At 61.5% G+C, this 18,944-nt stretch carries 12 protein-coding genes and 1 pseudogene; 2 read left to right on the top strand and 11 right to left on the bottom strand.

Annotated elements, in window-relative coordinates; all coding sequences use genetic code 11:
• Positions 1–277: 277 nt before the first annotated feature.
• From QZ460_RS03190 to QZ460_RS03155, 8 genes and pseudogenes are all read right to left on the bottom strand, one after another.
• Positions 278–2,434, bottom strand: coding sequence for a translation factor GTPase family protein (locus QZ460_RS03190; protein WP_290540151.1), 2,157 nt, complete (start codon positions 2,432–2,434; stop codon positions 278–280).
• Between the two features lie 169 nt (positions 2,435–2,603).
• Positions 2,604–2,837 (bottom strand): hypothetical protein, encoded by a 234-nt coding sequence (locus QZ460_RS03185; protein ID WP_290540150.1) that lies wholly within the window; start codon positions 2,835–2,837, stop codon positions 2,604–2,606.
• Positions 2,838–2,867: 30 nt separating this feature from the next.
• Positions 2,868–4,259 (bottom strand): aminopeptidase P family protein, encoded by a 1,392-nt coding sequence (locus tag QZ460_RS03180; RefSeq protein ID WP_290540149.1) that lies wholly within the window; start codon positions 4,257–4,259, stop codon positions 2,868–2,870.
• A 58-nt stretch (positions 4,260–4,317) separates the two neighbouring features.
• Entirely contained in the window at positions 4,318–5,721 is a 1,404-nt protein-coding gene (locus QZ460_RS03175; RefSeq protein WP_290540297.1) for an MFS transporter, read from the bottom strand.
• A gap of 238 nt (positions 5,722–5,959) precedes the next feature.
• Positions 5,960–7,891, bottom strand: coding sequence for a S9 family peptidase (locus QZ460_RS03170; RefSeq protein WP_290540148.1), 1,932 nt, complete (start codon positions 7,889–7,891; stop codon positions 5,960–5,962).
• A gap of 336 nt (positions 7,892–8,227) precedes the next feature.
• Positions 8,228–9,328: pseudogene (locus QZ460_RS03165) on the bottom strand (DUF5009 domain-containing protein); the annotation flags it as partial.
• 150 nt (positions 9,329–9,478) lie between these two features.
• Positions 9,479–10,729 (bottom strand): peptidase U32 family protein, encoded by a 1,251-nt coding sequence (locus QZ460_RS03160; protein WP_290540147.1) that lies wholly within the window; start codon positions 10,727–10,729, stop codon positions 9,479–9,481.
• A 3-nt stretch (positions 10,730–10,732) separates the two neighbouring features.
• A complete protein-coding gene (locus tag QZ460_RS03155; protein WP_290540146.1) occupies positions 10,733–11,704 on the bottom strand; it encodes a polyprenyl synthetase family protein in 972 nt (323 codons plus the stop codon).
• A 118-nt stretch (positions 11,705–11,822) separates the two neighbouring features.
• Between QZ460_RS03155 and QZ460_RS03150 the strand changes: the two genes are divergently transcribed.
• On the top strand, positions 11,823–12,827 hold the full coding sequence (locus tag QZ460_RS03150) for an ROK family protein (RefSeq protein WP_290540145.1): 1,005 nt from the start codon (positions 11,823–11,825) through the stop codon (positions 12,825–12,827).
• A 216-nt stretch (positions 12,828–13,043) separates the two neighbouring features.
• Here the strand turns inward: QZ460_RS03150 and QZ460_RS03145 are convergent, their stop codons facing one another.
• From QZ460_RS03145 to recG, 3 genes are all read right to left on the bottom strand, one after another.
• Positions 13,044–13,979 carry a hypothetical protein gene (locus tag QZ460_RS03145; protein WP_290540144.1) on the bottom strand — a complete coding sequence of 312 codons (936 nt, stop codon included), beginning with the start codon at positions 13,977–13,979 and terminating at the stop codon, positions 13,044–13,046.
• 119 nt (positions 13,980–14,098) lie between these two features.
• Complete coding sequence (locus tag QZ460_RS03140; protein WP_290540143.1) at positions 14,099–14,896, bottom strand: DUF3108 domain-containing protein; 798 nt, start codon at positions 14,894–14,896, stop codon at positions 14,099–14,101.
• Between the two features lie 43 nt (positions 14,897–14,939).
• Positions 14,940–17,051, bottom strand: a complete 2,112-nt coding sequence (gene recG, locus QZ460_RS03135) for an ATP-dependent DNA helicase RecG (protein WP_290540142.1) — start codon at positions 17,049–17,051, stop codon at positions 14,940–14,942.
• A 345-nt stretch (positions 17,052–17,396) separates the two neighbouring features.
• On the opposite strand from recG, the gene ispG reads away from it, so the two are divergent.
• Positions 17,397–18,878, top strand: coding sequence for a (E)-4-hydroxy-3-methylbut-2-enyl-diphosphate synthase (ispG, locus tag QZ460_RS03130; protein WP_290540141.1), 1,482 nt, complete (start codon positions 17,397–17,399; stop codon positions 18,876–18,878).
• Positions 18,879–18,944: the final 66 nt, after the last annotated feature.

Below are 18,944 nucleotides of genomic sequence, written 5' to 3'. Positions count from 1 at the left end.
AAGAGGTCCGCCGTTTCTGCATTCTCCGGTGCAACACCGGACTCGATATCCGAAGACTGTGTACCGCTTCCGAAAGCCGGCTCTTCGCGGGGGCGCGGGACCCGCATAAAGGGGAACCCCGCTCCCTGCTCCCTGGAGCCCGCCTTTTGCGGAGGGATCCGGGCGCAACATGGGCTGTATGCGTCCCGTGTGCGTCCCGTCTGACTTCCCGCACGCAGAAGTCCCTGCCGGCCTCCTGCGGTCTGAAGTTCCGATCGGCTCCCCGCCTTTTGGCGGGTTATTCGTCGTCGGTGTCGGTGTAGGCTTTGAGCAGTTTTTCCTGCACGTCGGCGGGAACCTGCTCGTAGCTGCTGAATTTCATCGAGTAGGTGGCCGATCCCGACGTCAGCGACGAAAGGGTCGTCGAGTATCGGTACAACTCGGCCAGCGGAACCAGCGCATTCAGCCGGTCGAATCCCTTGTCCGATTCCATGCCGGCAATCATCGCGCGGCGGTTCTGCAGATCCGACATCACGGCTCCCATGTATTCGCTCGGCACGAGCACCTCGACGCTGTATATCGGCTCCATGATCTTGGGACCCGCATTGCGGAAAGCCTCCTTGAAGGCGTTGCGTGCTGCCAGCTTGAACGATATTTCGTTCGAGTCCACCGGGTGCATTTTACCGTCGTAGATCACCACACGGATGTCGCGGGCATACGATCCGGTCAGCGGACCCTCGTCCATCTTCTCCATGATTCCCTTCAGGATGGCGGGCATGAACCGCGCGTCGATGGCGCCACCCACGATCGCCGAGTAGAACTGCAGTTTTCCGCCCCACGGCAGGTCGTATTCCTCCTTGGTCTTGGGGTTCAGCACCATGTCGCCCTTGCCGGGTACCTTGTAGTTCTTCGGTTCGCCGATGCCCTCGTAATAGGGTTCGATGATCATGTGCACCTCGCCGAACTGGCCTGCTCCTCCCGACTGTTTCTTGTGGCGGTAGTCGGCCTGCGCAACCTTGGTGATGGTCTCGCGGTAGGGGATCTTCGGTGCGATGTATTCGTATGCGAGCCTGTTCTCCTTCTCGATGCGCGAGCGCAGGATGTTCAGATGATGTTCGCCCTGACCCTGAATGATGGTCTGCTTCAGCTCCTTGGAGTACTCGACCAGAATGGTGGGGTCTTCGAATTTGGCGTCGTTGAGCACCTTGCCCAGCTTCTCCTCGTCGGCCTGGTCCTTACATTTGATGGCGGCCCGGTAGCGCGGCTCGGGGAATGCGATCGGCTCTACGGTCATGGGTGTCGACGGGGCCGAAAGCGTGTCGTTGGTCCGCGTGCCCTTCAATTTCACGGTGCAGCCGATGTCTCCGGCCATGAGTTCCGTGACCTTGATCCGGTTCTTGCCCGCCACGGCGAACAGCTGCGAGAGTTTTTCCTTGTTTCCGGTGCGGGTGTTCACCAACTCCGTTCCCTCGGTGATCCGGCCTCGGATGACGCGGAAGTAGGTTATTTCGCCGATATGCTGTTCCACCTGGCTCTTGAAGACGAATGCCACGGCGGGAGCGCTTTCGTCGGCCGGGATCTCCTCGCCTTCGGTCGAACGGAATGCCGGAGCCTTCAGCGGCCCGGGTGCCACGTTGATGATGAATTCCATCAGCCGCTTGGTGCCGATATCCCGCTTGCCCGAGGTGCAGAAGATGGGCATCACCTCGCGTTTCGAGACGCCGATCTTCAGTCCCGAGCGGATGTCGTCCTGCGTGAGGCTTCCTTTTTCGAAGTAGAGCTCCATCAGCGCTTCGTCGTGTTCGGCGGCCATTTCCACCAGTTCCTTGTGCAGCTCCATGGCTTTTTCGAGCTCTTCGGCCGGAATTTCGAGCTCCTCGCGGAGACCGTCGTTGTTCTTGAAGCGGTACATCTTCATCAGCAGCACGTCGATGAAGGCGTTGAACTCCGGCCCCTGGTTGACGGGATACTGCACGATGACGGGTTTCACGCGCGACGAAGCCCGGATCGAGTCGAACGTGGCTTCGAAGCTGGCCTTCTCGGCATCCAGCTGATTCACCACGCCGATCACGGGTTTCTGCAGAAGCCGGGCGTAGCGGGCTTGAATTTCGCTGCCCACCTCCCAGCCGTTCTGGGCATTGAACAGGAAGACGCCCACGTCTCCGACCTTGAAGGCCGAGAAGAGACTTCCGCAAAAGTCGTCCGAACCGGGGCAGTCGATGATATTCAGCTTGCGGTCCATGAATTCGGTGAAGAGGATCGTCGAATAGATCGAGCGTTTGTATTCGTGCTCGATATCCGTGTTGTCCGAGAGCGTGTTGTTCGCCTCGATACTACCCCTGCGGTCGATGACTTTACCCTCGAAGGCCATCGCTTCGGCAAGGGTAGTTTTACCCGTGCCGGGCGCTCCGATGAGTACGATGTTCTTGATCTCTTTGGCTGAATAGTTTTTCATATTCTCGTGTGGTTTTAAGGTTTTTCGGTTAGTCGACTATAAAAATACAAATTATTCGTGAAAAACAACTTCGGTAATGAAAAAAAATCGCCCCATGAGGGCGATTTTTTCGGTCCGTCGGGATCCTGCCGCCGCTTTGCGGCCGCGGGATCCGTTTTCACTCCGGTTGTTATTTTTTCTGAGCCTGAGTGATGTTGCGTGCGTTGCGTTCTTCGTCGCTGCTGCGGTGCTTGCCGCCGAAACGGCCGAAGAGCCATCCCGCCGCGAAGGCGGCCAGCAGGAGGATGATGTCCACGAAGACACTCGCCAGCCACCGCTGGATGGCCGGAGCGAAATTCCAGAGCAGCAGAAAGACGATCAGGATGCCCATCAGCCCCAGGCCGATTATCCATTTCTTGTCCATAGTCGTTGTGTTTGCAGGATTTTCGGTGCGTTATTTACCCACGACGGCTTCCAGTTCTTCGACCGTGACGGGGATTTTCCGGTCGCCGATGATGCGGCTTCCCGACTCCGTCACGAGGATATCGTCCTCGATGCGGATGCCGCCGAAATCGCGGTAAGCCTCCAGTGCGTCGTAGTCGACGATGCCCTTGTAAAGGCCTTCGGCGCGACACTTGTCGATCAGTGCGGGGATGAAGTAGAGCCCCGGTTCGTCGGTCATCACGGTTCCCGGTTCGATCCGCCATGCCGCGCGGTAGACGCAGGTTCCCGACTTGGCGGCCCGTTCGGCGATCGAACCGTAGTCGAACGACCTCTCGCCCATCGCCTCGCAGTCGTGCACGTCCATGCCCAGTCCGTGACCCAGCCCGTGGGGCATGAGCATCGTCATCGCTCCTGCGGCCACGGCGTCGGCAGCAGATCCTTTCAGCAGCCCCAGCCCGACCAGCCCCTCGGCGAGGGTCATGTAGGCAGCGTTGTGCACCTCGGTGTACATCATGTGGGGTTTTATGATGCGCGCCACGTGGTCGTGTGCGGCCAGTACGATGTTGTAGATCTCCTTTTGCTTTTGGGTGAAGCGTCCGCTCACGGGATAGGTGCGCGTGTGGTCCGAGCAGTATCCGCCGACGGTTTCGCCTCCGGCGTCACACAGCAGCAGCCGCCCCTCCTCCAGCACGCCGTCGGCGTTGAGGTTGTGCAGCGTCTCCCCGTGCTGGGATACGATCGACTGGAACGACACGCCCTGGCCCAGGGATTTGGCGACACCTTCGATGGCTCCCGCGATCTGCCGTTCCACGACTCCCGGGCGGCACATCCGCATGGCCGTCGTGTGCATCTCGTAGCCTATCCGGAAGGCGCGTTCCATCTCCTCGATCTCCTCGGGGCTCTTCTTCTCGCGCATCTCTGCCACGGCGAACATCAGTTCCACCGACTTGTAGTCGTGCAGCAGCCCGGGCTTTATGCCCAGCAGCGCCGACAGTTGGAGTTTGGTCTCTCCGCGGTAAGGCGGCAGGTAGTGAATCCTGCGGCCCAGAGCTATCGCCCTGCGCAGCTGTTTTTCGAGCTCTGCCATCGGGAATGTGGCCGTGACACCCGCCTCGGTGCCCATCTCGCGCAGCGTGGGCTGCGGTCCGGTCCAGATGATGTCCTCGACGGTGAAATCGTCGCCGTACAGCGCTTCTTCACCCGTGTCGGCGTCGATCACGCCGACGACCGACGGCACGTTCAGTCCGAAATAGTAGCGGAACGAGGAGTCCTGCCGGAAATAGTAGGCGTTGTTGGGATAATTGTTCGGCGCGAGGGAATTGCCCGGGAGCAGGATGATGCCGCTTCCGATCTTCGTGCGCAGCTCGTGGCGGCGCGCGGTGTAGGTTTTTGCTGAAAACATAACGTTGCTGTTTTCTACAAAAATAGTAAAAATCCGGAAGGCTTCCTATCGGTGCGTGCTAATTTTCTGAAAATTTGTTTCCGGCAACCTTCTGCGGACGGGTCTGTTGGCGTCGTGCGAGCCCTTCGGGCAGGGGCAGTGAAATGCGCATGAGGCTGACTGCGGCGCCTGCTACGGCGAAAATGCCCGCCAGCATCAGGGCGGTGTGTGTGCTGTTTTCGGGCACGATGTGGAAGAGCAGGGCCATCAGCGCGGCGCCCGTGGTCTGCCCCACGAGACGTGCCGTGGCCAGCATGCCGCTTGCCGAACCGCTTCGCTCGGGTGGTGCCGAGGCGATCAGAATACTGTTGTTCGGCGACTGGAACAGCCCGAATCCCGCGCCGCAGAGCATCAGCCGCCAGATGATGGCGCCGTCGGTCGGATGCTCCGGCAGGAAGGCCAGCAGGAACAGCCCCGCGGCCATCATTATAAGCCCCGTTCCGCCCAGCAGCCCGGCGTGAACCCGCTCGACGAGCAGCCCGGCTACCGGGGCCACGACCATGATCACGGCGGGCCAGGCCGTCAGCAGCATACCGGTCTCCACGTCGTCGTAGCCGCAGGCCTGCTGCAGGTAGAAGGGCAGTGCGACCATGGCGAGCATCTGCCCGAGGAACGAGCAGATCGACGTTGCGACCGATACCGAGAAGATCGGGATGCGCAGCAGGTCGAACGGCAGGATCGGATAGGGTTCGTGCAGCTGGCTGCGGATGAAGAAGAAGCCGACGACGATGAGCGCTGCGACTCCCAGCGAGAGCACGCGCGGATCCATTCCGTGGGAAAACCCCTCGACCGATGCCATCATGAGGCCGAACGTCAGGGCGTTCATCACGGCATCGCGCCAGTCGAAACGGTGCTCGCGCACCCGTACCGGATTCTCGGGCAGGAAGCGTCGGCTGAGCGTCAGTGCGACCAGCCCTATCGGGATATTTACGGCGAACAGCCACGGCCAGTCGGCCGCGGATAGAATGGCGGCCGCCAGCGTCGGTCCGGCCACCGACGAGGTTGCGACCACCGCGGCGTTGATGCTCATGCCGCGCCCCAGCCGGGCCCTGGGGTAGATGAAGCGGATCAGCGAGGTGTTCACCGAGGTGATGGCCGCGGCCCCGAATCCCTGCATGACGCGCGCCAGTACAAGGGTCTGGAGCGATCCGGAGAGCGAACATCCCACCGACGCCACCGTGAAGAGCATCAGACCGCCGATGTAGACCTTGCGGTAGCCCACGACATCGCCCAGTGCCGAGAGGGAGAGCAGCGATACCATGATGGCCAGCTGGTAGGCGTTGACGATCCAGATCGAGTCGGCGGCCGAGATGCCCAGCTGCTGCCCGATGGTGGGCAGGGCGACGTTGGCCACGGTTCCGTCGACCACCGAGAGCGATACGCCGAAGGCCACGGCCAGGATGGCTCCGAGCCGTTGGGGCATGGGCAGTCCGTCCGCGGGACGTCCGGATATGTGGGGAACAGCGTGCATTGCGACTGCAAAAGTAGCGTTTTTTTCGGGCTTTTCCGGCAAAAGGCCCGGAATTTCCGGGCCTTTGTCTCACACTACCCTCCGGCTTTTCCGTCGCGGCGGCCGGTCGGCGTGTCGTCTTCCGGGTCGACCCGGAGTTGCGCTTTTTATGTCGGATTCTTGCGGTTCGCGGATGCGGCTTCCGGGACCTTTACCGGCGGCACTCCTTCGGGACGATGTCGCCTTCGGGCTGAATGCCCTTGAGGTGCTTGCCGAAGAATTTTTCCATCGCGCGGTAGAAGTCGAAACGGTTCTCCTCGTTGTGGAATCCGTGTCCTTCGTTGTCCTTGACCATGTAGTCCACCTCCACGCCGCGTGCGCGCAGCGCCTCGACCATCTGGTTGCTCTCGTTGATGTTCACGCGGGGGTCGTTGGCTCCCTGAACCACCAGCAGTGGTGTCTTGATCCGCCCGGCGTTGAGTGCCGGGGAGTTTTCGCGCAGCATCTCCTGCTGGGTTTCGGGATTGCCGACCATTTCGTGCATCTGGTCGAGCAGCGTCCTCCAGTAGGGAGGTATGGTGTTCAGGAACGAGAAGAGGTTCGATACGCCCACATAGTCGATGGCGCAGGCGTAGAGATCGGGGTCTTTGACAATGCCCTGCAGCGTGGCGTATCCGCCGTACGAACCGCCGTATATGGCAATCCGTGCGGGATCGGCTATTCCTTTTTCGATCAGCCAGTTCACTCCGTCGGTGATGTCGTCCTGCATCTCCTGTCCCCACTTGCCGAAGGAGATCTCCGTGAATCGGCGTCCGAATCCCGTCGAGCCACGGAAGTTCATCTGCAATACGGCGTAACCGCGGTTGGCCAGGAACTGCGTTTCGGGGTTGAATCCCCACGAGTCGCGTGCCCAGGGACCCCCGTGGGGATTCACCACCACGGGCAGGTTTTTGGCGTTGTTCAGGCTCTTGCCCACGGGCAGCGTGAGGTAGCCCTCGATGTGCTCGCCGTCGCGTGCGGTGTACTCGATGGGGAGCATTTCGGCCATCTCCTCCTGTTTGATCCACGGACGCAGGTCGGCCAGTTTGGTCATCGTATCGGTCTGCGTGTCGTAGAGGTAGTAGACCCCGGCCGAGCGGTCGCTTCCGGCGTAGACGATGTATTTGTCCTCGGCCTTGTTCATCCCGAGGATGTGCGGTTCGTAGCCGGGCAGATGGGCTTCCATGCGGGCGAACAGCTCGCCGGCCTTGCGGTTGAAATAGTGGCGCCTCGTCCCCTTGTGGCCTTCATACGATACGGCGAGCAGTTTTTTCTCCTTTTCGCTGTACCAGACGTTCTGCAGGTCGTAGGAGTCGTTCGTGTAGAGCACCTCTTTCTCCTCGCATGTCGCCGGGTCCATCAGCACGAGTGCCGTCTTGTCGCGTCCGAGGTTGGAGATGGCGTATACCATCCTGTTGTCGGGGGTGAACGTCGCGAACTCAACCTTCTCCTTGAAATTGGTCGTCAGTACGGGACGGAACTCTTCGTCTTCGCTCTCGCGGTAGCGGATCTGGGAGTTGACGCCGTCGACGACGGCGTAGGCCACGCGCAACTTGCCGTCGTGGTCGGTCTGCCAGCCCTGGATGTCACCGGGGTTTTCGCAGAGCAGGGTTTTCTCTCCGGTGTTGAGGTTCAGACGGTAGGGGTCGAACACCTGCGGGTCGCGCTCGTTCGTTTCGATGATCATCAGCGAGTCGATCTCCTCCAGCGGGTCGATGATCATGGTCCTCACCCCCGGGATGGCGGTGTAGGCTTTCGGGTCCGTGCCGTCGATGTTGACGCCGTAGAGCTGGAAATTCTCGTCGCCGCCCGTGTCCTTGAGGTAGAGGATGCGGTTGTCGTTGGCCCAGAAGTATGCGGCCAGATCGCGTTCGGTTTCCGAGGTGATGCGTAGGGCCTCGTCCGACCCGACCTGCTGTACGAAGATGTTGTGCCGGTTCTCCCAGGGGGCCATGTAGGAGAAGTATTTTCCGTTGGGCGAAATCTGGTAGCTGGACTTTTCCGAATTGCGGAAGAAGGTCTCTATCGGCAGCTCGGGGACGGCTTTCGGGGCGCAGGCGACGGCCGTGGCGGCCATTGCGGCGATGATCAGGAGTCTTTTCATGGAATCTGTTTGTTTGGTTTCTCTTTTTGTTTTCCGGTTTTGTCCCGGATGTCCGTCATGCCGGGGCACGATCGTCATCGGGAGGCCGAATCCGTGCGGCGCTTGCGGAAATGTCCGGAGCGGGTCGGTCTGCATGGCGCAAACCGCAAGGCTTTTTTCGATTTCCGGGAGGACGTCTTTTGTATTTTGGATGTTGCAAACATACGAATAATTTTTGTAGAACAAAAAAAATATATTGAATTTCGATAAATTATTTTCGATATTTGGCTGTCGCCGCATTCCGCAGCACGAAAAAAGCGCATCCGAAAGATGCGCTTTCCCTCCGTCGGTCGAGGGTCAGATTTTGAGGTATATCCTTTTCCGGTCGAGGAACCACAGCAGCAGCCAGCAGACGGCGACATGCCCGGCCGAGAGGACCACGGCGGCCACTTCGGGCGGACATTTCGACGCCAGCCCGCCGAAGAAGAACTCCGAGGTGTAGCTCACGCGGACGATCCGCTGAACCATGTAAATCGTGATCGAGTTGACACCGATGACCTTGAAGAAATAGGTCCACCGCCGCCATTGGCATACATCTATAATATAGTAAAACAGGGCGAACATGCCCAGCGAGTAGGCTCCGGCGGCGAATACGAAGGCCGGGGTCCAGAGTTTCTTGTTGATCGGCTGCAGCGGGGCGAGTCCGAGCGCCAGCACCAGCAGCGCGACCGCCCCGGCGGCCATCCACAGCGTCTTGCGGCTGCCGGAGGTCCGCTCTTCGGAGCGGCGGACGAATTCGCCCGCGAACATGCCCAGCATGGCCGTCACGATGGCCGGGAGGGTGCTCAACAGCCCTTCGGGGTCGAATCCCCTGCCTCCCAGCAGGTGTGTGGGCATCACCGTGCGGTCGATGTAGCCCACGATATTTCCTTCGAGGGTCAGCGGTCCGGCCCCTCCGGCATCGGGGGCGGCGACGAATTGCAGCAGCAGCCCGTAGCCGATGAGGATCGCGGCGGCGATGACGGCGCGCGTGCGCACGTTGAAGCGGACGGACAGCAGCGCCGCGAACATCCACGCCAGACCGATCCGTCCCAGCACGCTCGGCAGGCGCAGCGTGGCGAAGTCGAGTTTGAACAACCCGCTGTAAACGAATCCCAGCACCACGAGGGTCAGACCGCGGCGTACGATTTTCAGGTAGATGCTCCGCTGGCCCATCCCTTTTTCGCGCTGTTTTGCGAGCGAGAAGGGAAACGAGATGCCCGCGATGAAGAGAAACAGCGGGAAGATGGTGTCGTGGTGGAAAAATCCGTTCCAGTCGGCGTGCCCCATCTGGGCGGCCGCCCAATCCGAAAACCCTCCGGGCCAGAGCTTGCACAGGGCCGTTATCACGCCTGCGAATCCCATGATGAAGAGCATGTCGAATCCCCGTAGGGCGTCGAGCGAAAGAAGCCGTTGCGAAGCAGCCGGTCGGCCCGATTGGGCTGGTTGGGTTGTTCGGGCTGTTTGGACTGTTTGCTCCGGTGGGGCAGGTTGGACTGTTTGCTCCGGTTGGGTTGACTGGGTTGGTTGGCCGGGTTGGTCCGGTTGGGGTTTCATTGCTATGGGGTTTCAGGTCGTTTCGGCGGGGACGAATTTGTAGAGCTGGTCGCCGCGGCGGACGATGCCGGGCGTGCGGATGGCGCAGAGTTCTCCCTGGGCGACCGACTCTGTCGGCTGTCCGTCGGGTCCGTGCAACTCGTCGAGCGTCTGCTCGGCAACGCCCGTGGTTGCGCCGAGGAAGAAGATCGGCTCCCCGACCGACAGCGGAGCCGCTTCGACCGACACTTCGGCTACCGAGAGTTTCCGGTAAAAGTTCGTCACCTTTCCCACATAGACCTTGCGCCGGGTGGCCGACGATCCGTAGGCGGGGCTGTGCTCCACGACGGGGCGTCCGGCGTAGTAGCCTTCCCAGAATCCGCGGTTGAAGACCGTGCGGAGCTGCTCTTTCAGCTCCGCAGCTAAAGCGGGGGTGTAGCTCCCGGCTTCCATTGCCCTGAGTGCCTGGTCATAACACGTCACCACGCGTTTCACATACTCCGCACCGCGGGCGCGCCCCTCGATCTTCAGCACCCGAACCCCTGCGGCGATCATCTTGTCGAGGAAGTCGATCGTGCACAGATCCTTGGGCGAGAGGACGTAGCGCCCGTCGATATCCAGCTGCGCCCCCGTCTCCTTGTCCGTGACGGTGTATTTGCGGCGGCACAACTGGCGGCAGGCGCCGCGGTTGGCCGAACAGTTGGTCTCGTAGAGCGAGAGGTAGCATTTGCCCGATATGGACATGCACAGCGCGCCGTGGGCGAACATCTCGATCTCGACCAGTTCGCCCCGCGGGCCGCGGATGTCGTTCTCGACGATCTGGTGCCGGATTGCCGCCACCTGTTCCAGCGACAGTTCGCGCGCCAGCACCACCGTGTCGGCCCATTGGGCGTAGAAGCGCACCGCTTCGGAGTTCGAGATGTTGCACTGGGTCGAGATGTGCACCTCCTGCCCGATCCGGCGGGCGTAGAGGATCGCCGCCATGTCCGAGGCGATCACGGCGTCGACGCCCTCCTTCCGGGCGCGGTCGATCACGGCCCGGACATCGGCAATCTCGTCTTCGTAGACGATCGTGTTGACCGTCAGGTAGGTCTTCACCCTGGCCTTGCGGGCCTGGGCGACAATCCTCCCCAGGTCGTCGAGCGTGAAGTTGGCCGCCGACGCCGAGCGCATGTTGAGTTTTCCGACGCCGAAATAGACGGCGTCGGCCCCGGCCTGGATGGCGGCCGCCAGCGATTCGTAGCTCCCGACGGGAGCCATTATTTCAATGTCGGAGCGTTTCATCGTTCAGTTTTTCCGGCCCATCAGGCTCATGGCATAGTCGCGTATGCGCTGCGTCCGCGAAGGATCCACCGACAGGGTGTCGAGGTGCGACAGCGCACGTTCGAAACGCAACTGGATCTGCTGTTCGGTCAGACGGGGCACGTCCAGCCGGTCGTAGATCGATTTCACCTTGGCGATCTTCTCGTCGTCGGAGAGCGCCGGGTCGCGGTAGGCCGTGCGCAGCATCTGGCGCGTGGCCTCGTCGGCATGGCTCATTGCCGTGATCATCAGGTAGGTTTTCTTGCCTTCGAGGATGTCGCCCCCGATGGCTTTGCCCAGCCGCTGGTCGCCGTAGCTGTCCAGCAGGTCGTCCTGCAGCTGGAATGCCAGCCCCAGCTCGACGGCGAAACGCCTCAGGCGGCGGCAGTCCTCGTCCGAGGCGCCGCCCAGCATCGCGCCGATCACGGCCGATCCGGCCAGCAGCACCGAGGTTTTCAGCTCGATCATGTGCATGTATTCGACCACCGAGACCTTGGATTTCTGCTCGAAATCCATGTCGTACTGCTGTCCTTCGCACACTTCGAGGGCCATGGTGCTGAACGCCGTGAGCACCTGCGGCAGCAGGTTGGCCGGGATGCCACCCAGCAGACGGTAGGCGCAGATCATCATGGCATCGCCCGAGAGGATGGCCACGTTCTGCCCCCATTTGGCCTGGACCGAGGGCTTGCCCCGGCGCACGGCGGCTTTGTCCATGATGTCGTCGTGCAGCAGCGTGAAGTTGTGGAATACCTCGACGGCAGCCGCTGCGGGCAGAGCCTGCTTCATGTCGTCGGAGAAGATGCCGCAGGCGAGCAGCAGCAACATGGGTCGCAGGCGTTTGCCGCCACCGGCGAGCGAATAGCCGATCGGGGCGTAGAGGAGTTCCGGCTCGGCCGGGAATTCGGCCTGAGCGAGGTAATTTTCGATGACGGAGAGCATCTGCTCGTTGGTATGCATAGTCTTGAATGATGCTTTTGGGTTGGAAACTGTCCCAAAAATAGGAAAAAACTTTGGAGTAGCCGAATTTTCGATTAACTTTGACAGAATAAAACTAACTTTAAACGGAGAACACGATATGAAAAAACTCGCGATTGGCGTGGACATCGGCGGCATCAACACCGCTTTCGGCCTTGTGGATGAAAACGGCGACCTCTATGCCGAATCGGTCATCTCGACCAAGAAATATCCCTATGTTGACGACTATCCGGCTTATGTCGAGGATCTTTGCGACGCGATGCGCGCCTTGGCGCAGAGCCTCTCGTTCGAGTACGAACTGACGGGCATCGGCATCGGCGCTCCCAATGCCAACTACCACAAGGGTACGATCGAAACCCCGGCGAACCTTTGGAAGTTCCGCGAGGGCGATACCAATACCGACGCGTCGCGTCGCGTGTTTCCGCTGGCGGAGGATATTTCGAAGTGTTTCGGCGGCGTGAAGACGCTCATCACCAACGACGCCAATGCGGCGACGATCGGCGAGATGATTTACGGCAACGCCAAGGGCATGAGCGATTTCATCATGATCACCCTCGGCACGGGCCTCGGTTCGGGATTCGTTGCCAACGGCGAGATGATCTACGGCCACGACGGCTTCGCGGGTGAGTTCGGCCATGTGATCGTCGAGCGCAACGGCCGCGAGTGCGGCTGCGGGCGCCGGGGCTGCCTGGAGACCTACGTATCGGCAACGGGCATCAAGCGTACAGCGTTCGAACTGATGGCGAAGATGAACGCCCCCAGCAAATTGCGCAGCATCGCCTTCGACGACTTCGATGCCTCGATGATCTCGGCGGCCGCCGAGCAGGGCGACCCCATTGCACTGGAGGCGTTCCGTTACACGGGCGAAATGCTGGGTCGCGCGCTGGCCGACGTGGTGACGGTGACCTCGCCCCAGGCCATTTTCCTCTTCGGTGGACTTTCGAAGGCCGGCAAGCTGATCTTCGAGCCGACGCAGTGGTACATGGAGGAGAACATGCTCTTCGTCTTCAAGAATAAGGTGAAACTGCTTCCCAGCGGTATCCAGGGCAAGAATGCCGCCATTCTCGGTGCCTCGGCGCTGATCTGGCAGGAGACGGCCAAATAGCCGGATCGGGCTTGTAACCGCAGGGCGAAGTCTTCGGGCTTCGCCTTTTTTTATTGCCGAACGCTTGCTGCTCCGCCGACCTTCTCGCGCCACCCCCTCCCCGTCGGTTCCGAGAGGGAAAAGATGCCGATGCGGTGTTTCCCGGAGCCTTGAGGGAATGAAAAAGCCGGGCGACACGACTGTCGCCCGGCTTATGACCGGAGGGTCTCCGACCGGTTATTTCATCACCACCTGCGTCTGACCGATCTGGCGGCCTTCGCTGTACAGCTGGATATGGTAGGTGCCGGCCGCGAATCCCGTCGAGTTGTAGTAGATGCCCACTTCGAGATCCTGGTTCTGGTAGTCGACCTCACGCATGGCCGAATAGCTCAGCCGTTCGCCTTCGAATTCGAAGGTTGGCATCGCCTCGGTGGTCAGCACATAGCCGTCGGGCGAGGTGATGCGCACGTAGATGGCCTTGTTGCCCGGGGTGGCCAGCTCGTTGGCCGCGAGGACGAAGTCGACGCGCAGGCGTGCGGCATTCTTGACCCGCGAAACGGGATTGCTGCGGTCGTTGAGTGCCGCGAGGCGGATGTCGCGCGCGCGGAGTACCGAACCCACCTTGACTTTGTTGTCCAGTTCGGCGGCCTTCTCTTCGGCCATGTCAGCGCGCAGATTGGCCGACGAAATCTCCTTGCGGAAGCCGACGTTCTCCTTGATGAGTTTCTTGTTGAGCGTATTGAGCGAGTCGATCTGCTTCACGTAGCTCTTCATGATCGAGCGCAGTGTGCCGACCTCCTTTTCATACTGTTTGATCTTCGCGAGGTTCCACGAACGCTCCTTCTTGAGGCGCGTCATCAGCGAGTCGGCGCGTTCACGCTCGAGGCTCAGCCCGGCCGAAATCGAGTCGTTCGAGATGCGCAACTCGTCGTAGTCGGTCATCAGCCGGCCCAGATCGTTCTGGATCGAGTCGCGGTCGGCCTGCAGCAACTCGTTGTCGAGCATCTGCTGGCGGTGGATGCTGAAGTAGAGCACCGAGAGTGCCACCAGAATCACCGAGAGGAGGATGATGACGATGCGGTAGCCGCGGATGGATTTGCCCGCATCGGGCTGCGGGGTGGTGTAGTCGTCGTCTTCGAAGTCCGAAGGATCGTATCCCTGTTTGTTTTCCATATGGATAGCTTTTCAACAAAGATAGTGCAAACCGGGGTTTTGTGCAAATTTTTTTGCCGGGGTCGGGATGCGCGAACTCTTCGTCGGGGTTTGTCGTGGGGGTAAATCGGGGTTGCGGTTTATTTCATCAGGCTCGACATCGGGTGTTTAAGTCCCTTGTAGCCCGAGATGTAGGCGTTGATGCTGCCGATCTTGACCGGCGATTCGATGTAGAGGGGAATTTTGTTTTTGTCGTCCGAAATCCAGATCGTGAAGATCGTGCCGTCGGTGAACGAGAAGCCTTCGGTCGTCCCCAGCTGGCACTCGAACTTGAGTGTGCGGAAGCGCCCCATGTTGCGGATCTTCTTGTTTTCGCGCCCCAGATAGCGGTAGTGCAGGTGGCGGATGGTGTCTTGCAGGACCATTTGCAGCGTTGCCGGCTCCCCGACGCGGAAATCCTCCGCATCGGCCGACCGCAGGTTGAAGAAGAGCGCGATGGGGTCCATGCTCTCCGCCGTCAGGGGCATCTGCTTCTCGCGGAACGGGTTCTGGCGGCTGCGCCAGCGGGTGCGGATGGTCGAGTCGGGCCAAATGTAGGTATAGTGGCTCTGGAAGGTGTAGTCGCCTTCGCGCAGGTCGCTCTCGAAGCGCAGGGGGCGCAGCGAGGCGGTGTCGATCCACACGGTGTAGACATCCTCCAGGTTGAAGAACCAGCGGTAGGTGGGCAGCGTGCGTCCCGAGCCTTCGACCTTGTAGCACGGCTTGCCGTCGATGGTCTCCTCCGAGGTCTTGACCTCCACGGCCCCGACCTCCGTATTGGGGAACATCTTGGCCTTGTAGCTCACCCGGTAGAGGAGCTGTTCGCCCGGGTGGTAGAGCTGCGCGGCGAGGGGCGAGGCTGCGGCGAGCAGGAATATGGCGAAAAGGAACCGTTTCATCGGACAGGTTTTTGAAGGGTTAACGTTTTTTCGGGACGGAATATTACGAAATGCGTGAAAAATCAATCTCCTCGCGGCCCGAATGGCGGCGGCGCAGGGCTTCGAGACCCCGGTTCTGCGGGAGTGCCAGTGCCGGATCCGCGGCGAGGATTTCTGCGGCCGCCTCGCGCGAGACGGTGAGTATCTGTACGTCCGCCGTGGGGCTGGCGATTTTCAGATCGAAGGCCATGCCGCTCTGCTGCGTGCCGTTGATGTCCCCGGCGCCCCGCAGCTTGAGGTCGAGTTCCGCGAGGCGGAATCCGTCGTTGGTCTCGCACATCGCTTCGAGCCGCGCCCGCGACTCGCGCGAGAGTTTTTCGCCCGACATCAGGATGCAGTAGGACTGTTCGCCGCCGCGCCCCACGCGCCCGCGCAGCTGGTGGAGCTGCGAAAGGCCGAAGCGTTCGGCCGATTCGATGACCATGACCGTGGCGTTGGGCACATCGACGCCCACCTCGATGACCGACGTGGCCACGAGGATGTGGGCTTCGCCCTGCTTGAACTGGCGCATCGACTCCTCCTTGTCGGCGGGCTTCATCTTGCCGTGGCAGATCGCCGTGACGTACTGCGGCAGCGGGAAGTCGCGCGAGATGGCTTCGTAGCCGTCGGTGAGGTCCTTGTAGTCCATCGCCTCCGACTCCTTGATGAGCGGATAGACGACGTAGACCTGCCGGCCCTTGGCGATCTCCTGGCGCATGAATCCGAACAGCTTGAGCCGTGCGGCGTCGGTATAGTGGAAGGTCTTGATAGGGCGCCGTCCCGGGGGCAGCTCGTCGATCACCGACACGTCGAGGTCGCCGTACAGGGTCATGGCCAGCGTGCGGGGGATCGGTGTGGCGGTCATCACGAGGATGTGGGGCGGCTGTTCGTTCTTGGTCCAGAGCCGCGCGCGCTGCTCGACGCCGAAGCGGTGCTGTTCGTCGATGACCACGAAGCCCAGGTTGGCGAACTGCACGCGGTCCTCGATCAGCGCATGCGTGCCGATGAGGATGTCCACATCGCCCGAGGCGATGCCTTCGAGCGACGCCCGGCGCTCTTTGGCCTTCGAGGCGCCGGTCAGGATGGCCACCTTGACGTCCATTTTTTCGAGCATTCTGGTGATTGTGGCAAAATGCTGGCGGGCGAGGATCTCTGTCGGGGCCATCATGCAGGCCTGGAAGCCGTTGTCCACGGCGAGCAGCATCGACATCAGCGCCACGAGGGTCTTGCCGCTGCCCACGTCGCCCTGCAGGAGCCGGTTCATCTGGAATCCCGTCACGGTGTCCCGGCGAATCTCCTTGATGACCCGTTTCTGCGCCCCGGTGAGCGGGAACGGGAGTTTTTCGGTATAGAAGGTGTTGAATACGCCCCCGACCCGGGTGAAGAGGAACCCGTTGTTTTTCGCGAGGCGTTCGGTGCGCCGCTGCTGGATGTTGAGCTGCACGCCCAGCAGTTCGTCGAACTTCAGGCGGTACTGCGCCTGCCGCAGGGCCTCCTGCGATTGCGGGAAGTGGATGTTGTAGATGGCCTCGCGCAGGCCGATCACGCCGTAACGGGTGCGCACGACCTCGGGAAGCGGGTCCGCGATGCGGTCCTTCGCGAGCGCCCAGGTGTTGCAGACGATCTGGTACATGCCCTTCGTGCCCAGCACGTTGCCCAGTTTCTCGGTCGAGGGATAGATGCCCTGCATGCCGCTTTCGGCCTTGCGCGAGAGGGCCTGCTCCATGGTTTCCAGCTCGGGATGGGCGACCGACAATTCGCCGCGGTAGAACGACGGGCGGCCGAAGACGAGGTATTCGCGCCCGACCTCGACTCGCTTCTCGATCCACTTGATTCCCTGAAACCATACCAGTTCGGCCTGCCCCGTGGGATCCTGCACGAAGGCCGTGAACCGGCGTTTGCGCCCCGCACCGGCATAGGCGACGCCCGTCACGCGGGCGCGAAACTGAACATAGGACAGACCCGCGGCATCGGTGATTTCCGCGATGCGGTAGATGCGCGTGCGGTCGATGTAGCGAAACGGGTAGTGGCTGAGCATGTCGCCCAGCGTGCGGATGCCCAACTCCCGTTCGAGGAGTTGGGCCCGGGCCTCGCCGACGCCCGCCACGAATTTGATGTCGTTTTCGAGTGTTCCCACCCGACAAATATAGGAAAAGTCGCGCGCAATGCCAAACTTGCCGGGTCTTTGTCGCGCGTGTTTCTCCGTCCCGGGGGCGCGACGGCCGCAATGCGGGGATTGACCGTCTCCCGGCGGGCGATGCCGACCCCGCCTCGACGCCGAAGCCCGCCTCCGGCCTCGACGGGAGCCTTTTCCCCGCCCGGGAGGCTGTCGTGCGTCTGTCGTGTGTCCCGAATCGCTCCGGCCCCGGCTTGCGCGCCCTTGGACCGGGCTCCGGACGAACGGCGGTCCGGACGGACTCAAATAAATTTGGCGCGGCGCATGGCTTGCATTATCTTTGTAATTCCAAAAGCGAGGAAACAGATGAATCTTTCGAAATTCATGCGCCGCCCGGCGTGCGAAGTGCGCATCGGACGGGTTGTGATCGGCGGCGGACATCCGGTCGCCTGCCAGTCGATGACCAATACCGACACCAACGACACCGCCGCGAGCGTGGCCCAGATCGAACGCATCGACCGCGCCGGGGGTGAGATCGTGCGCCTGACGGCGCAGGGTCGCCGCGAAGGGGAGAATCTGGAAAACATCGTCCGGCAGCTGCGTGGCGACGGATTTCAGACGGCCATTGTGGCCGACATCCACTTTGTGCCCGAAGTTGCGGCCGTCGCCGCCAGGTATGTGGACAAGGTGCGGATCAATCCGGGGAATTACCGCCTCGACCGCGGCGATCTTCAGGCGTTGATCGCGCAGTGCCGCCAGCGGGGCGTCGCCCTGCGTATCGGCGTCAACCACGGGTCGCTCTCGAAGCGCGTCTTCGACGAGTGGGGCGACACGCCCCAGGGCATGGTGGTTTCGGCCATGGAGTTTCTGCGGGTGTGCCGGGCCTGCGATTTCGATCAGGTGGTGGTCTCGATGAAGTCGTCGAACACGCGCGTCATGGTCGCCGCCTACCGGCTGCTGGTCGAGGCGATGGATGCCGAGGGAATGCACTATCCGATCCATTTGGGCGTCACCGAAGCCGGGAACGGCCTCGAGGGGCGCATCAAGAGCGCCGTGGGCATCGGGGCGCTGATGGCCGACGGCATCGGCGACACGATCCGCGTCTCGCTGACCGAGACTCCTGAAAAGGAGATCCCCGTGGCACGGCTGCTCGTCGACCATTTCGCGGAGCGCCCCGGGGAATTCGAAGTCTTGCATCCCGAACGCTATTTCCCGACCGAGTACCGCCGCCGTTCGAAGGTGACGGTCCCCGTCGTGCACTCCGAGCCGCTGGAGGGGTTCCGGGTGCTCGAAGCCGTATCGGGCAACCCGACCGCCGAACTGCGCGCCGCGATTCTGAATCTGGACATCCCCGACGAACCGGTGGTCGTGAAGCGGCGCTATGCGGAGACCTCCCTGGAATGCCTCGCCGTGAAGGCTGCGGCCGACCTGGGGCCTCTGCTGCTCGACGGACTGGCCGACGGTGTCTGGATCGATGCCCCGGGATTTGCGGATGCGGCGATCCGCTCCGTTGAGCTGATGATCCTGCAGGCTGCGCGCGTGCGTTTTTCTCACACCGAATACATCGCCTGCCCTTCGTGCGGGCGCACGCTCTTCGACATCGAGAAGACCCTCTCCGACATCAAGACCCGCACGTCGCACCTGAAGAACCTCCGCATCGGCGTGATGGGCTGCATCGTCAACGGTCCCGGCGAGATGGCCGATGCCGACTACGGCTATGTGGGCGCTGGGCCGGGCCGCATCACCCTCTACAAGGGCCGGAGGGTCGTTGCGCGCAACATTCCGCAGGAGGAGGCCCTCGACCGTCTGGTGGCGCTGATCCGGGAGAACGGCGATTGGACGGATTGAGGCCCGGCCGCGTGGACCGATCGAACCTTTGGGCGTTTTTGTCCGGTCCTGCACCCGTCTGTATTT

The organism is Alistipes sp. (genome assembly GCF_020026455.1).
Taxonomy (GTDB): Bacteria; Bacteroidota; Bacteroidia; order Bacteroidales; family Rikenellaceae; genus Alistipes.
Note: the sequence above shows the minus strand (reverse complement) of the source record. Positions and strands in the feature narration are given on the sequence as shown.